Below are 15095 nucleotides of genomic sequence, written 5' to 3'. Positions count from 1 at the left end.
AAATTGATATAACCATATTGAAGACATGATGATCACCAATACCAAAGTCGCTCAAGCGTCCTAGCTTGTTCGATTAAAAAAGCCACATGAAGTGGCTTTTTTAATATCGATAGAGTTAATCAGACTTATTGTTGATTAACGTACGCTTTAAAGCGAGCTTTGGTTTCTGCGTCTGCTTTTTGGTACCAGAAGTGCAGCATCTCTTCTGCTGTCGAATCTGATTTAACCGCAGTCGCTCTCGCTTGTTTCATATCTTCAGGAATCTTTGCTGGTAGTGTGACTGGTTGAGCAACGGCTGCACCAGCAACAGCGATAGCAGCAACGCCGCCTGTTTTGTTGTAGCTTTCCACTTCACGCACGTAATCACGACCGATTTGCATACCCGGTTTGATCAATTTGTCTTGCTCAACGGCGACGGTGTTGCCTGAATCATCAACCAGTTTCCAATTTAAGTCCTTGATCTTTTCTTCCGCATCGCGAAGGTTGCGGTATTCTGGCATTTGTAGCGTCAGCTCGGCATTGGCAGCGTCAAATCGTGTAACGATAACATCGCTTTCAACACTTAAACGGTCATTACCTTGGTTAAAGTAAGGGGCGAAGCGAAATACGACTTGGTTAACGCCATCAGGTAACGTTAGTGTTCTTTCCGAGGCGAAAAAACCACCCGAAAGGTCTGCTTTTTCACCGTTAGCCGCTAATACTGAAACGTTGTCAGGAACACTCACGGTTACATCTGCGAATGCCATGCCACTCATTGCGAGAGCAAGCGCACAAGTTAAAGGCTTGATCAATTTCATTGTTTTTATCCTAAGCAAATTAGTGGTCATCGAGAGTGCATCGTTCATTGCCCGATTGCAACTCCCAAGTGTAAGAAGTATGAAAATTTAACAAGAACGTCATTTTTATCGCATTTATTACGGGGAAACTGTGATCCAAATAGAATCAAACCGCTGCAATAGAGCGGTTTGATATCATAAGTTATAGATTAAGTTTCTTTCTAACTTATTGATTTATTATATGCCTGCACCGTGTCCAGGCTCTGATTGGTCATCAGAAGCGTCTTGTTGTTCTGCCATTTCTTCTTGCTGTTGTGCTTTCTCAATGCTCAACCACCAAACAAATAACTCATACCAAATCGCCAGGATAACGGCACCTAAGAACAGACCAACGATGCCGTAGAAAAGCATACCACCGATGGCACCGAGCAGAATCACAGGCATTGGTACGTCGACACCACGTCCCATTAACATTGGTTTGAACAGGTTTTCAGAAAGTGCTGCAACAACTACCCAGACAGTAAACATGGTTGCTGTCGTTGTATCTTGAGTCATGTACATGAAGCCAATCACTGGCAGTACGGCAAGCAGCGCTGGTAGCTGAGCGATACACAAGATCATCAGAATCAGAGTGAGCAAACCAGCTGCCGGAACGCCAAATACAAAGAAACCAGCACCGATCAGTAGCGCTTGAATCGCCGCCACACCGACTACGCCAAGCAGTACGCTTTTAATGGTTGCTGCGATAAGCGTGGTCCAGCTTTTAGCGTTTTCACCAGCGGTACGAATAGCGATGGTTCTTAGACCTGATGCTGCAGATTCAGAGTACGTCATAAAACCTGCTGCAATCGCAAGTGACAAGATTGAAAGCAGTAAACTGCCCAATACACCGCCAAGTGTGCCTAGCAAAGAAGTGAGCGCGGACTTTATCTGCGGCATAAAGGTTTGAATCGCTTGTTCAAGGTTAGTCGCGAATAGGGTCCACACCTCATAGAGCTTATCACCTACGACAGGCCAATCCGCAACGGAAGGTTTTGGACCTGGGATCTTCACTTGTCCGTTTTGCAATACTTCAAGCGCATGCGTTGCACCATCCACAATAGAACCTGACACCATAACAAGTGGTGTGACTAAGAGTGCAATACCAAGTAAAGCAATCGTTGTGGCTGCCAGGCCTCTACGACCGCCATATGCACGCTCCAGCTTTTTTGTAAGTGGCATTAAAGCGACGGCTATAATTGCACCCCAAATAACGGGAAGAATGAAGGGTTTGATGATGTCGTACGTAAACATCAGCAAGACGAAGATCAAGCCAATGCGTATTGCTGATTCCACCATATTACTGATGAAAAGCTTACTGTCGATTTTTACCGATTGTTTATCCATTTTTGTTTACCTGATGATCAATGTTAGAACTGACGAGACTTGAAACAACAATCGCCATATAGAACACACCTGTAATGGCCTCTAAATACACCACGACTTGAGCCAGAGGTGTTAGAGGGCTGATATCGCCATAACCAAGCGTGGTTAAGGTGACGAAACTAAAATACGCCGCATTAGAGAAATTCTGCCCCCAAGAAATGGCTTCCATCCCAGTGAATGAGGTTGGCGAGAACTCTAGAAGAATGAGATAGGCAATTGCCCACATCAGACCAAGCAGCAAGAAAAGCGCGACTGAGCCAATGACTTTGTTGCTATTGACGTGGCCAGTGAAAAGAATCTGCCTTGCGATGGATTTAAAAGTGCCGAAAAAGAACGCGAAGGTGAGGGCAAGCATCACTACATTCATCTCTCGGATGTTGAAAACGGTCTTGATCACAATCACAAGAACCCAAACGCCAAACAGGGTATAGAGGAAACGAGACCACATTTTGTCGAAGCGAAGGCTGGCAAAACAGACAATGAACGTGAGAACCGTGAACGCCTGCAGTATGTGTTCAATCGTCCCTTCACCCACCACTTGTGCCATCGCACTCCCTAGCAACAAAATCACCAGCGCTAAAGTTAGATAGAAGAAGTTGTTTTCTTCATTAATGTTTTTGAGTTTTTTACCAATGACCATGGTTCTTCTCACTTAGTTACTGTTCATTTTCTGCCGATGAATCTTTCATCACCATGATGGACGCAGAAAGCCCGAATCGAAGATCAACATCTTCTGGAAGTTCTTGGATTGAGATTCGCACCGGAATACGTTGTGCCAAGCGAATCCACTGAAAAACAGGGTTCACGTTTGGAAGAAGGTTGTAGCCGACCGTGCCGTCTTTCGGCGCAATACCCCAACCGATAGAGTCAACCGTTGCGTCAATTGGCGTGTCTGGGTGAGACATCAAAGTGACACGTGCTTGGCTACCCGGTTCGATTTGCGCGAGTTGGTTTTCGCGGAAGAAGCCAAATACCCAGAAACTGTTTTTGTCGATCAGTGCGAGCAGTGGTTGGTTTGCGACCGCTTGTGTACCGTTTCGAATATCGAGATTAGACACAAAACCATCGACGGCCGCATAAACTTTGGTGAAACTGAGGTTAAGTCGCGCTGACTTTAATTGCTCTTCTGCAGATTTGATTTGCAGTAGCGATTCCTCGTAAGCGATTTCACGACGAATCAGATCCTTGTGAGAAACAGCGCCGCGGTCTTTCGCGCGAATGTCTTTAAGGCGATCGTATTCGATTTTTTTACCGCGAGAGCTAACAATGGCGCGTTCTAGTGCCACTTCGGCTTGAGACAAAGCAACTTCGTAAGTCGCAGGGTCGATTTCAAACAGTAAATCGCCTGTTTTCACTTCTTGGTTGTCTTGCACCGCGACATTTACAATTGGGCCTGATACACGAGGAGCTACTTTGATGACGTTGGCGCGCACTTGGCCGTCGCGTGTCCAAGGGTTATTAAAATACTCTTCAAATTTTTGATAGCCGAGCCAAGCTGCGCCACCAAGAATGACAAGATTGAGTGCGATTACGAATAGTTTTTTCATCTTGTTTGGCACCTAAAATTGAATATAAAAGCTGTCGATGGCCACCACATAACCGACCATGATGGCAATAAATGTCAGAGACGGAAAAGCGATGAAGCGAGACAAACGTGTCTTGTTCAATATCATCACCGTTATCCACGTTGCCGTGACGGCGAGAAAGAGCACCAGTAACGTGGGAGAAAAGTAAATGTCTCCCCAAGAGAGTTCATGAGGCATTAGAGATCCTCCGTTTTGTTCTCATCACTGGTCTCATCCGGAGTTTCGAGGCGCAAAGGCGGCAATACGCGGTTTTCTTCATTTAAATAACCATCCCAGTCAGTTCGTTCTGTCATTTGCTTGGCAATAGATTCACTGAGGAAGGGTTTGCCTGTTTGGGTTTGCCAGCCTCCACCTAGGGCTTTGTAGAGCGCTACAACTTGGTTCGCGACGTTCCCTTTGATCGTTGCGTAGCTGTCTTCCGCACGGGTCATTTTCTCTACCGAGTTGAGCAGACGTTCAAAAGAGATTTGGCCGTTTTCGTACTGTGTCATGGAGATGTTGAATGCACGAATGGAAGAGTTGACTGATTGCAAGCGTAAATCTTTTTGCTGTAAATACAGGTCATACGCTTCGATTGCATTGGTGACTTCATTAACGGCTTGCAGCACTTTTTTGTTGTAGTTGGTCAGCGTTTCTTGGAAGCGAGCATCTTCGAAACGAATGTTATTTTTCACGCGTCCGTATTGGAAAATATTCCAACTGAACGTTGGGCCAACCACCATGGTGAGCGAATCGCTAAAACTGAAACTGCTGCCATCGGGAACCGTACTGTCGATACCGATGGAGCCGAACAGTGAAAAGCTTGGGTAAAGAGCGGTTTCCGCCACGCCAATTTGCGCACTCTGCGCGCGAGCTTGCATCTCAGAGACTTGCAAATCCGGGCGTCGCATCACTAAGTTTGCGTCCACTTGGGTATCCAACAGAGGTGGACGCGGCACAATGGAGCGCTCGTCGGTGCCCGATAACGCCGATTTTCTGCCTGTCGATTTGAACTGCGCTTCATAGTCAGCAATTTGCTGTGTCAAACCGTCCGATTGCAGCAATTTCTCTACTTCTTCAGGCAGTACACCCAACAGCAAAGCAAGTGCCGTGCGCGACTGCTTCATCGCCACTTCGAGGCTTGGTTGCGCGGCTTTTGTGGTGTAAAGCTGGTTTTTCGCTTGCTGTACGTCTAGCTCTGTAACGTTGCCAGAGTCGAACTGCACCTGTGTAATGCGGACGACACGCTCTTGAATTTCGATGTTGCGACGAGACAGCAAAATGCGCTCTTGGAACGTGCGATAGTTAATGTAGTTACGCGCCACTTCTGCGGTGATGGTGACCATGATGTCGTGATACGACGCGATGGATGCGTAATAACCAGCTTCTGCTGATTCGATGCTACGAGCGTATTTTCCCCAAATATCCATTTCCCACGCAGCATCAAACGACAGAGCGGCGTTGTTTACACCCTGATCATTCACGTAGGCACGCGCTAGATTTCCTGACACGGTTTGAACTTGCGGGTATTGCAAGCCAGTCGAAATGCCAAGCAATGAACGAGCTTGGACAATACGCAGTCCCGCGGCTTCTAAATCGAGGTTCTGTTTGCTCGCCAACTCAACCAGCTGATTGAGAGTTGAGTCATTAAATTGCTGCCACCATTGTTGTAGCTGTTGCTCTGATTGCTGCGTATCTTTGGCTGCTTTTTGCACCGACCAGTCACTTGGCATTGGCGCCTGCTTTGGATGAACATAGTCTGGCCCCACAGTGGTACACGCACTGAGTCCGAGCAAAGAAAGTATGGCGAGGCTTGGTTTGGTTAGTTTTGGAAGCATCATATCCCCACCTTTAAAACCGCTTCTGTTGTAAGTTCACCCAATCGATATCCTCGTAGGTTTGCTTGCAATGCTTGATTGCTTCGAACACGTTCCGTTTTAAATTCAGCAAGATATAAAAACCGGCTATCTCAGAATAAGCGTAGTCAGATAAATCTAACTCACTAAAAAAATCTTCCAGTTTATCTTCGAATGTTTGGTAATCCTGACTGTATTGGTCGAATACGGAATCGAGTTCTTGTGTTGCTTGATGGCTGGCTAAAGCGCCCGCCATCAAAGGAATGATGGAATCGCGGTGTTGTTGGCGAAGTTGAGTAATCAACGGATTGGTCAGCAACTTTTTCTCTGCGGCCATTAAGATGTTGATATGACTACTGAGTACATCACACGCTTTGCTAAACGCGCCAATCGCTTCTGGCGTGGTTTTGTCAAAGTGTTTGTGGTTGATTTTCGAACCCCACACCTTGAGCTTTTTCGATGAAACGTTGAGCGTCACCAAATGCAAGGCCCGTTTGAGCGGCGTAATAATCGAGCTGGACTGCTTCTGATAGGAGTCAAACAGATCCCGAGTGTGCCTAAAATAGCGCTCTTTTATAGTCAAAAAGAGGTGTTCTGGTCGTGAGCTAAACGGGAAGTAGTGCGCGAAAATGATCATGAACACCACCATGTAGAACAGCAGCATGATCGTCATGAGGATCCCGAAGTGATAGAACATGTTGTTGTCTAAACCAAGAACAAACAAGCCCACCATGTAGAAAATCGTCACTGGCCCGTTGAACAGATAAAAGCCGATAAAAGTGTAGATAAAAATGAACAGGCCAAGTTCTAACCCGAGATCCAATTGCGGAAGAATGAAGACGTAAGAAGGCACCGCGAACAAGAAGCCGAAAGTGAACAGCACAAGCAACAAAATCGGGTGCACAGGTACGAACGACAGCAAAGACATAAACATGGTCGAGAAGACTACGAACGAGTAGCCGCCTGGCGGATTGAAATAAATCCAAATCAGTCCTGCAACCCAATAAGTGACAAAGGTTTTGACCGCGGTTTTAAAGTTTTCTGCGTCCCACCATAGAAACTTGCCTTTCGGTTTTGGCAGTGGCACGTCAAAGGAGACATTGTTCGTCACAGAGTCAATGCAGCTAATGCTCTCCGCCAAACGCGACAAGTTTTGATGCATGAGCCCCAAGAGGTGCCCCAGCATAAGCGCAGATCCTTTCTCTAGGTGCGCTGCGTCTTCAAGCAACGCTTGGTTGTATTCGACTTTGAATTCTTGAGCACGAAAAGCGGGCTCTTTTTCGTCCCACACTTGTTGGCAGGTATCAAATAGCGCGTCAATTTCCGCAACGGCTTGATCAAAGTTGCTGATGCTTTCACGGTCTTGCTGGTGGCTAAAGTGGCTGTGCGCCGCGACGGTCAATTGTTGCGTTACCTGCTTGTTCAAATGAACCGCCAAGCGCCACTCTTTCATGTAGGCCGACACGTCGCTGCATTCCACACTGACTGTGGCAAAACGCTGTTCGAGCGCATTTTGGGCGGCAAACATCTGTTCGATAAGAGAATCCACGCTAGGTTGTGGCTCTCCTGCTTCTGGATTTTCTTCTCCCTTTTCTTGAGGAGAGACTTGCTCTGCCGATTTTTGCTCGAAATTTTGCAAGATAGCGGTGAACAACGCGCGTTGTGCTTGGTTGAGTTGTTCGATGAGCTGTCTTAGGTTTTGTTCTGTTTTGGTAGGGAATAAGAAAGTCCCGACGAGTGTGTAAACCACCACCCCAAACACCGTCATATAAGCGCGGTCAACGCCATAAAGAAACGCACCTTCTGCGTCACCGCCATTGGACATCATTAGCGTCATCACACCGGTCAGCATGAGTAGCGTTGGATCTTTTTGATAGGCATTACGGAAGTAAAAAATGAAAGAGACCACAACCGATACGCTCAGCATGTACAGCAAGCGGTCTTGGGCAAACAATCCCACCAGTAACAAGCCAACGACGGCGCCAACCAACGTACCGAACACACGTAAGGTACCTTTGGCGAGTGATTCACGACGACTGCCTGTGGATGCAATCAGCATCACTGTGGTTGCGGCCGTCGATGCTTGCGGCCAACCCATGGCAAACGGGATCAGATAAGCCAGAGTCAGGCTAAGCGATACTTTAATAGCGAATTTTATTTTGTCGTTCATAGTGTCAAAGTTTGCTCAGGCTTATCGTTATAAGTTGATGAATTTCTTATGTGAATAATCAGAATCTTGTTCTGAATAAATTCGGGGGGCGGAATATAGCGGGTGAAAAAGTGTGCTTTGTAAACCCTTTGTCAAAACACAAAGTGCGTATTTGGCTCGATCTCGCGCTAGCCCTTGGCGTTATTGATGAAACGCCTAAAACGAGCAAAATCGCGATCTGTGACGATTCTCACTTTTGAAACAAAATCGTTGTGTTGTGTGAGCCAATTCTCACCTTATATCCTTCGCCTGATACTAAAGCAGGCCACTCGTACCATCTGCAATGAGCTTTGCTGCTTTAAAAAGCATAGATGATGAATGGGTATTTGAGAGGGAAAGTTATTATTTTTTATCGGCTTGCCGATTGTTCGCTTGTTTTTTTGGATCGAGATAAAAAAACCAAAGCGATACCACCAAGAATGATGCCACTGGTTAAAAGTGTATGCAGCGAAAGAGGTTCGTGGAGTACGACGGTACCTAGTAGCAAAGCAATGGCTGGCACGGAAAGTTGGCTGACGGCGGCCTGAAGTAAAGAGAGCTTACGCATGACTTGATACCAAAGCGTATACCCAAGGCCAGATGCAATGGCGCCAGACGTGATAGCGAGCAAAATTCCGCTCAGAGAGAGATGGATTGAGGACAGCATCAATGGTGATAGGAGTATGCCAATTATAGATGCAGCGATAAACCCCCATGTGATGCCACTACTTGGAGAAGGCGCTTGTTTGCCGAGCGCAGTAAACGCAGCCCAACAAACGCCAGAAATCAACATGAGAAATGCAGAACTGATATCGGGGCGAGTGGCAGATGGCAACATTAACCAAACAAAGCCAACAATCGAAAGGCCGATACCGATGATTTCGAGAAACTGAAAGCGCTCACCTTGCCACCAATAGATTGCCAGTAAAGTCAGTTGCACGGCACCAAACAAAAGCAAAGCACCGGTTCCTGTCGCCAGTTGTAAGTACGCGAAAGAGAAAAGGGCAGCGTAACCAAATAACGCCACGCCAGCAAAAAAGCGAAAGCGAGAAGTTGGCCGATCGGTTTTCCACTGACCTCTCACGACAAGCAATGCGATTAAGGTAATCGCGCCAGATATCAATCGAACGAGAGTGAAGCTTCCTGCATCAATCAACCCTTCGGCCAATGCAAGTCGGCACAATAATGAATTGGCAGCGAACGCCAGCATCGTAATAGCAGTGAGTAAAAAGGTCGACATCCTTGGCCCTTAACGCAGAAATATGGATTGAGTGTAGCGTCAAACGACCTTTTTCATTAGTTGATAAAGTGATTAGTTATAGCTGTCAGAGCGAGAAAACCATCAAAAATCACCAAAGAAAACCTGACCTTAGCCTGAGTGTTACTGTGGTAGGGATGGTTGTTCGTACAATGACTTGATGGTGTTTTTCAACCATAGCAATTTGGGATTGTACGCATTGCGTTTATGCCAAATCATGGTAAATGGAATCAGTAACTTGTCTTGTTGAGTTTGGTCTAACGGAATTGGCAAGCACACCAAATCGAGATGCAGCTTTTCTGTGTAGCTTTTGCAATAGTGCGGCGCGGTGGTGATCATGTCATGCGTGGGCTGCGCTGCCATAAAAAGGGATTGCTCAAAGTTGGACATCGTCAGCCCGATAGAGCGCTGTAGCCCTAGTTCCGTTAACACTTCATCCAACGCCCAAGTTTCACTTTTTTCCCAAACAATATTGATGTGTTGGTAGCTCAGAAAGGTCTCGAGATTCCACTCTTGCTGTAATGCCGGATGATCTTTATGCAAATACACCATCGGCAGGTCATAAAATAGAATCTCAAAATCCAAGAAATATGGCAGAAGATCCAACGACTCTTTCGATCTCGGGTGACTTTCTCGGCCGGTAAAACCGATATCTGCCTCGCCTCTAATGATGGCGTCGAGTGAATCGTAATCCCAGTTACTGGTTTTTACTTTCGCTTCAGGGTATCGCTGGTGGATAGCGACGATGAGTCTGTCCAGTACCGTGAGCACTAATGGCGACTCAATCGTGATATCAAAACGCACTCCTTTAGGCGTAATATCGCTGCGTTTTTCTGCAATCTGGCTGCCAATTTGCAGCCATTCTGCAAGATCTTGCTCCATGCTTTGTGCCAAAGGCGTTGGCGCAAGACCTTTAGGTGTTTTGACAAACAAGGGATCATCGAACCAATGACGAAGTTTGTTGAGCGACTTACTTACGGTAGAGGGCGTAACGTTCAGCTTTTTCGAGGCTTTCGAGACGCTTTGCTCTTGCAGCAATAATTGCAGAGTGAACAGTAAGTTTAAATCAAGTCGCGCTAGGGATTTCTTCATAATGGGTATCGTGAACAGGCTTTGGAATCAATAGTATTAGAGCAAGGCTGATTACGCTACCTAACACTAAGATAAACACCAACATATTCAGTGCACTAACGCCGATGAAACCCATAAACCAAATATAGAACGCTGAACTACAAACTTGAGCAATGCCCAGTAACGAGCTCGCCACGCCAGCTTGTTGAGAGAATGGGCTGAGCGCTTGGCTCATGGCCACGCCAAAGCCACAAGCGAAGCCAGCGCAAATCAGACCAAGTCCGAACACATAGTAATGAGATTGTCCATCATGGAAATGGGCAGCACTGAGCACGATGGCTGCACAAGCGAGCAATACTTGAGAGGTCATCATTAAGGTTCGCTGCTTAAAAATCCCCAATGCCAATGGCGCCGAGAACGAAATCAACATACTGATCGTCGCAGTCCCAGCCATGATGGAAGAATAGCCACCGCGATCAAAACCAAGCATGCTCATCACGACAATTGGTGAAGCGTTAACAAAGGTCAGAATGGTGGTCACTCCAAGCGCAGTAATGATCAGCCTACTGATAAAAAATCGCTCGAAGAAAGTCTCTTGATGGCTCTCTGGCGCTGTCTGTTCTTCACGTTGTTGGCTGGGTAGTGATTCCTTGAGAACAAAAATGGCCAATACACTGACGAGAATGCCCATTCCTGCCATTGTGGTAAACAAACTCGGCCAAGGAAATTTCAGCATAATCAAGTGACCAATCACGGGTGCGATCACTGGGATGATACAGGTGATGCCATTGAGCATCGACAATACTTTCGCGCGGCGCTCATCGTCTAACGTGTCGCGTAAAATCGCGAACGCGACGACATAGCAAGATCCAGCTCCGATGCCTTGGCAAAAGCGAGCAATCAAGAAAGCGTTTGGTTGCTCAGCCATCCCGCCGAGAAAAGACGCGAGCACGAAGATCATCGCGCCGACGACGGCAACAGGCTTTCGTCCCACAGAGTCTGCAATTTTCCCCGCGAATAACATGGTGGTAGCCATGCCAGCTAAATAGATCGAAAACGCAATATGCAACTGAGATTCACTGGCGTTGAGATCTGACGCAATTTGAGGCAAACCAACAAGATACAAATCAATGGCAGTAGGGTAGAGTAAAACGAGTGCAAAACTACAAAGTAAAAAACGGGACATGGAAACCTCTCTATCGAATGGCGAGGATAATAGAGTGCTAAACGTTTGCCTGCGAGTGGGAAATACGACACTAGGTATTTCTATTTACGACATACCCTGTATGAATTGAGCATAAAAACAACAAGGAAGATTATGATTACTATTGAAAAGTATTCGCCTGAGCGACATGAACAAACTTGCGAACTTAGCGTGCTAGAAGAGCAATCGCAGTTTACGGTCGCGGATGTGGGTGAAATGCTTACACGTCTTGAACCCACAGAGCTTCCGCATCTGATTTTGGCGGACGATGACGTGGTTGGCTTTTTTCTATTTGATGCTGCTTACAACGAGAAATACGATTTTTGCTCGAAAAACAGTTTAGGCGTGCGTGCTTTGCTGGTGGATCACCGTCATCAAGGCAAAGGCATCGCCAAGCAAGCCATTCAACAGTTTGCCGATTTCGCCAAACGCCATTATCCCGAGTTTGATGCGCTTTATCTCACCGTGAATTGCCGCAACATACCTGCTTATCAGTGCTATTTAAAATCAGGGTTTGAAGATACCAATGAGCTTTACCACGGCGGCCCCGTTGGACCGCAGCACATTATGAGACAACCGCTTTAACTAGGAAAACACCAAGGATGGAAATATGAGAATTGAAATTGACGATTTAGAACGGCCGCAGGTGCTTGCGTTGTTGGAAGAGCATTTACAGGACATGTACGCTACATCGCCACCAGAGAGCGTGCATGCGTTAGATGTAAGCAAGTTGAAGCTGCCTTCAATCACATTTTGGACGGGCTGGGATGGTGAGCAGCTATTGGGATGTGTGGCAATGAGCCAACTAGAAGATGGTCACGCAGAGTTGAAATCGATGCGTACGACGCCGTCGGCGAGAAAACAGGGCGTGGCATCCCGCTTACTCAATCACGTGATTGAGCAAGCGAAACATCAGGGGATACAACGTCTAAGTTTGGAAACTGGGTCGATGGCATTTTTTGAACCTGCGTATCGCCTATATGAAAAACATGGCTTCGTGTACTGCGAGCCGTTTGGCGACTATCAACCTGATCCAAACAGCCGCTTTATGACCCTAGCGTTGTAGCCCGTCGCGACTAAAAGTTAAAGTAGTAATTAGCTCCTGGCGAGATGAGTGATGCACGCTCACGCGCCAGTTGTTTTCTTCTCTCTCTAATACGCTTCGCGTTGTCTTTATCTAAGTTTGCATCCAATTGATGATCAAGGCGTGATATCTCCGCATCTAACGCATTAATGCGTTGTTGACGCTGATATTCTTGATGGCCTAACTGATAGTTTTTAAGGAAAAGATCGTTAGAGCAAACGCCATAGTAGGTTTTTCCTTCTACACCCACCGTGTAACCATTGTCTGGCGAACAGTAAAGAATGGTGCCTTTATCGAAACCGTCTTGCCACTCAACGTGATTTGGCGTTACGCCTGCTTCGCGACAGTCTTTAATGTATTCGTACAAAATGTTTGGGTTGTTGCCTGAGCGGCCATCTTGGTAGCCGACGCGATACCAGTCTGCGGTTTGGCATTGTTCTGGCGACATGCTGCTACAACCAGAAAGTAATGCAAATATGGCAAAGAGAAGCGCAATGCGTTTCATGAAGTGGATTCCTTGTTACTGCGTTAGGTTCGCTGATTATAAATGAACAGTGTTCATTTCCAATAGATAAAATTAATAATTACCGAGTTATTGATGCGTTGCGCTTGTGAGTTTGTCGGCTTGAAGCAAAAATTTTTTGCTTGTGGAACGAGCGTTGTTCGTCAGTAGTGATGTTACGAATAGAGTGCTTTGCGTGAAAGGAGAGGTGAGACTAGTGGGCTGGGAATCTCTTCGTAAGCCGCATCTACAAACAGTTGCCTGCGCGAATGTTACTTTTTCTCAGAGATTCCCATATCAAAAGCCCCTCGATCGAGGAGGAATGGGACTTTCGATAATTTTACGCTTAACTTTCAAATGAAAGTTTGTTGCCAAACGCGGACTTCCAGTCTTTATCAAATTGATCGACAGCCGGCTGAACTGCTGGATGAGAAAACATCTGCGCGGCCACATCGACAGGCAAGGTAATCGCTTCAATACCTAACTTCATCACTTCCATCGCTTGTTGGGTATTCTTAAAACTCGCTGCCAAAATTTTTGCAGGCAGTTGGTTTTGATCCAGTAGCAATTGCAGGTCTGCGACCACTTCTACACCGTTTCCGTTCATCGCATCAATACGGTTCACATAAGGCGCAAGATAGTCAGCGCCACACAATGCCGCAAGGAAACCTTGCTGAGCAGAGTAAATAGCAGTGGCGAGTACTTGAATTCCCTCTTTTTTCATTAACTTAATTGCCGCTATGCCCGTTTCGGTTGCTGGCACTTTAACGACCATATCATAGGGTAATTCTTGGATTTGGCGCGCTTCTTCTACCATGCCTTCTACAGTTGTGCTCACCACTTGAGCATGGAAACGGGGTGTGCCCCCTAACGCTTCTTGCATGCCAGCTAAGGTTTGGTTCAAGCCTTGTTTTGACTTCGCCAAAATACTTGGATTTGTGGTTACCCCTTTCAGAGGTAGGCATTGGTTAAAGCGTTTTACTTCTGCCACGTCAGCAGTATCTAAATAGAGTTCGATCATGGGTTCTACCTTATACAAAATCTTCGTTTTGATGATGGGATCACTATAGATCTGACAATCCGTCGAGATCTTGATTTTGATTAATTGAAATTTCAATTGAAATTATAATAATTTCACAAAACGAAAGTTAAGTGGCAATATTTCATTATCAAATGAAGCTTTCAGAAAAGAAAAGCGTGAAAAGTAGAAGAGCAAACCAAGAGGCGGACAGCAATGTATTTCAATATTCAGAGGTTCTCGACCCACGATGGTGATGGTATTCGCACCATTCTGTTTCTGAAGGGATGCAGTTTGTCCTGTCCTTGGTGCCAAAACCCAGAAAGCCGCAGTGAAAAGCACTCTCTGCTGTTTGATGAGCGCAGTTGTATAGCGGACTGCCAGCTTTGTGTGTCGGCTTATAAACAAACCGTAAACGGCGACATGGCGAGCGATGGTATCCGACGTATTGACGATCAAATCATCATCAATCGAAAAGCCATGAGCGAAGCGCAGATCATAGCGCTGCGAAACGTATGTCCAACACAAGCGCTCTGCATATGTGGAGATGCGGCGAAATCGGACGACTTGTTTGAAGTGTTGATGAAAGACAAGCCTTTTTACGATCAAAGCCAAGGTGGCGTGACGTTTTCTGGTGGCGAGCCGCTGATGCAGCCAAATCTTGTGGCAGAACTTGCCGAACGTTTGCATCAAAACCATGTGTCTACGGCGGTGGAGTCGTGCATGCATGTTCAGTGGAAAAACGTAGAAAAAGTTGCGCCGTATATCGATTGCTGGTTAGCGGATCTTAAACACACCGACGAAGAAAAGTTTCTCTGCTGGGCGAAGGGATCGTTAAAACGCATCAAAGCCAATTTTAGAAAATTGGCACCAATTGCCAAACGCATTGTGATTCGCGTGCCGGTTGTGCCGGGCTTCAATGACACCATTGATGAGCTCAAAGCGATCATTGATTTCGCTGCTTCATTAGAAAGCTGTCAAGAACTTCACTTGCTGCCGTATCACACCCTCGGCATCAATAAATACCGTTTGCTCGATATGCCTTACGAGTGTTCTGACAAACCATTAAATAATCCAGAACTGCTAGAAAACGCAATGCAATACGCAAGCGAACATACTCAACTTAACGTGATTGTTAGAGGTTAACC

Annotated in this window: 15 protein-coding genes; 3 read left to right on the top strand and 12 right to left on the bottom strand. The window is 46.3% G+C overall.

Annotation, left to right across the window (positions count from 1 at the left end; translation table 11 throughout):
- Positions 1–125 precede the first annotated feature (125 nt).
- The 10 genes from FR741_RS22770 to FR741_RS22725 form a co-directional block, all read right to left on the bottom strand.
- A complete protein-coding gene (locus FR741_RS22770; protein ID WP_005396614.1) occupies positions 126–797 on the bottom strand; it encodes a DUF2057 domain-containing protein in 672 nt (223 codons plus the stop codon).
- A gap of 216 nt (positions 798–1013) precedes the next feature.
- Positions 1014–2162 carry an AI-2E family transporter gene (locus FR741_RS22765; RefSeq protein ID WP_005396613.1) on the bottom strand — a complete coding sequence of 383 codons (1149 nt, stop codon included), beginning with the start codon at positions 2160–2162 and terminating at the stop codon, positions 1014–1016.
- Positions 2155–2841, bottom strand: a complete 687-nt coding sequence (locus tag FR741_RS22760) for a potassium channel family protein (protein ID WP_005396612.1) — start codon at positions 2839–2841, stop codon at positions 2155–2157. The genes FR741_RS22765 and FR741_RS22760 overlap by 8 nt, the downstream gene beginning before the upstream one ends.
- A 16-nt stretch (positions 2842–2857) precedes the next feature.
- On the bottom strand, positions 2858–3748 hold the full coding sequence (locus FR741_RS22755; RefSeq protein ID WP_167427783.1) for an HlyD family secretion protein: 891 nt from the start codon (positions 3746–3748) through the stop codon (positions 2858–2860).
- 12 nt (positions 3749–3760) lie between these two features.
- Entirely contained in the window at positions 3761–3964 is a 204-nt protein-coding gene (locus tag FR741_RS22750) for a DUF1656 domain-containing protein (protein WP_005462724.1), read from the bottom strand.
- Positions 3964–5607: a TolC family protein gene (locus FR741_RS22745; RefSeq protein WP_167427782.1), complete on the bottom strand. Its 1644-nt coding sequence runs from the start codon at positions 5605–5607 to the stop codon at positions 3964–3966. The genes FR741_RS22750 and FR741_RS22745 overlap by 1 nt, the downstream gene beginning before the upstream one ends.
- Before the next feature lie 10 nt (positions 5608–5617).
- Positions 5618–7792 (bottom strand): FUSC family protein, encoded by a 2175-nt coding sequence (locus tag FR741_RS22740; RefSeq protein WP_167427781.1) that lies wholly within the window; start codon positions 7790–7792, stop codon positions 5618–5620.
- A 388-nt stretch (positions 7793–8180) separates the two neighbouring features.
- Positions 8181–9050: a DMT family transporter gene (locus FR741_RS22735; RefSeq protein ID WP_140087581.1), complete on the bottom strand. Its 870-nt coding sequence runs from the start codon at positions 9048–9050 to the stop codon at positions 8181–8183.
- Between the two features lie 141 nt (positions 9051–9191).
- Entirely contained in the window at positions 9192–10160 is a 969-nt protein-coding gene (yidZ, locus tag FR741_RS22730) for an HTH-type transcriptional regulator YidZ (protein ID WP_024702169.1), read from the bottom strand.
- Positions 10135–11325 (bottom strand): MFS transporter, encoded by a 1191-nt coding sequence (locus FR741_RS22725; protein WP_152813220.1) that lies wholly within the window; start codon positions 11323–11325, stop codon positions 10135–10137. The genes yidZ and FR741_RS22725 overlap by 26 nt, the downstream gene beginning before the upstream one ends.
- Positions 11326–11457: 132 nt before the next feature.
- Here FR741_RS22725 and FR741_RS22720 point away from each other — a divergent pair, with 132 nt between their 5' ends.
- Together FR741_RS22720 and FR741_RS22715 are read left to right on the top strand one after the other, a co-directional pair.
- On the top strand, positions 11458–11928 hold the full coding sequence (locus tag FR741_RS22720; protein WP_167427780.1) for a GNAT family N-acetyltransferase: 471 nt from the start codon (positions 11458–11460) through the stop codon (positions 11926–11928).
- Between the two features lie 25 nt (positions 11929–11953).
- A complete protein-coding gene (locus tag FR741_RS22715) occupies positions 11954–12409 on the top strand; it encodes a GNAT family N-acetyltransferase (RefSeq protein WP_167427779.1) in 456 nt (151 codons plus the stop codon).
- A gap of 10 nt (positions 12410–12419) precedes the next feature.
- On the opposite strand, the gene FR741_RS22710 is transcribed toward FR741_RS22715, so the two are convergent.
- Together FR741_RS22710 and FR741_RS22705 are read right to left on the bottom strand one after the other, a co-directional pair.
- Complete coding sequence (locus tag FR741_RS22710) at positions 12420–12932, bottom strand: DUF2799 domain-containing protein (protein ID WP_053808269.1); 513 nt, start codon at positions 12930–12932, stop codon at positions 12420–12422.
- 343 nt (positions 12933–13275) lie between these two features.
- Positions 13276–13950, bottom strand: coding sequence for a fructose-6-phosphate aldolase (locus FR741_RS22705; protein ID WP_167427778.1), 675 nt, complete (start codon positions 13948–13950; stop codon positions 13276–13278).
- A gap of 213 nt (positions 13951–14163) precedes the next feature.
- On the opposite strand from FR741_RS22705, the gene FR741_RS22700 reads away from it, so the two are divergent.
- Positions 14164–15093, top strand: a complete 930-nt coding sequence (locus FR741_RS22700) for a glycyl-radical enzyme activating protein (RefSeq protein WP_167427777.1) — start codon at positions 14164–14166, stop codon at positions 15091–15093.
- The last annotated feature ends 2 nt before the right edge of the window (positions 15094–15095 follow it).

It is taken from the genome of Vibrio diabolicus, assembly GCF_011801455.1.
GTDB lineage: Bacteria > Pseudomonadota > Gammaproteobacteria > Enterobacterales > Vibrionaceae > Vibrio > Vibrio diabolicus.
The sequence above is the reverse complement of the archived record's forward strand: the minus strand, read 5'-3'. Positions and strand labels throughout refer to the sequence as shown.

Bases quoted from the DNA above. Each gene is read 5' to 3' on its own strand.
- FR741_RS22770 (WP_005396614.1), bottom strand. From the start codon at position 797: ATGAAATTGATCAAGCCTTTAACTTGTGCGCTTGCTCTCGCAATGAGT.
- FR741_RS22765 (WP_005396613.1), bottom strand. From the start codon at position 2,162: ATGGATAAACAATCGGTAAAAATCGACAGTAAGCTTTTCATCAGTAAT.
- FR741_RS22760 (WP_005396612.1), bottom strand. From the start codon at position 2,841: ATGGTCATTGGTAAAAAACTCAAAAACATTAATGAAGAAAACAACTTC.
- FR741_RS22755 (WP_167427783.1), bottom strand. From the start codon at position 3,748: ATGAAAAAACTATTCGTAATCGCACTCAATCTTGTCATTCTTGGTGGC.
- FR741_RS22750 (WP_005462724.1), bottom strand. From the start codon at position 3,964: ATGCCTCATGAACTCTCTTGGGGAGACATTTACTTTTCTCCCACGTTA.
- FR741_RS22745 (WP_167427782.1), bottom strand. From the start codon at position 5,607: ATGATGCTTCCAAAACTAACCAAACCAAGCCTCGCCATACTTTCTTTG.
- FR741_RS22740 (WP_167427781.1), bottom strand. From the start codon at position 7,792: ATGAACGACAAAATAAAATTCGCTATTAAAGTATCGCTTAGCCTGACT.
- FR741_RS22735 (WP_140087581.1), bottom strand. From the start codon at position 9,050: ATGTCGACCTTTTTACTCACTGCTATTACGATGCTGGCGTTCGCTGCC.
- yidZ (WP_024702169.1), bottom strand. From the start codon at position 10,160: ATGAAGAAATCCCTAGCGCGACTTGATTTAAACTTACTGTTCACTCTG.
- FR741_RS22725 (WP_152813220.1), bottom strand. From the start codon at position 11,325: ATGTCCCGTTTTTTACTTTGTAGTTTTGCACTCGTTTTACTCTACCCT.
- FR741_RS22720 (WP_167427780.1), top strand. From the start codon at position 11,458: ATGATTACTATTGAAAAGTATTCGCCTGAGCGACATGAACAAACTTGC.
- FR741_RS22715 (WP_167427779.1), top strand. From the start codon at position 11,954: ATGAGAATTGAAATTGACGATTTAGAACGGCCGCAGGTGCTTGCGTTG.
- FR741_RS22710 (WP_053808269.1), bottom strand. From the start codon at position 12,932: ATGAAACGCATTGCGCTTCTCTTTGCCATATTTGCATTACTTTCTGGT.
- FR741_RS22705 (WP_167427778.1), bottom strand. From the start codon at position 13,950: ATGATCGAACTCTATTTAGATACTGCTGACGTGGCAGAAGTAAAACGC.
- FR741_RS22700 (WP_167427777.1), top strand. From the start codon at position 14,164: ATGTATTTCAATATTCAGAGGTTCTCGACCCACGATGGTGATGGTATT.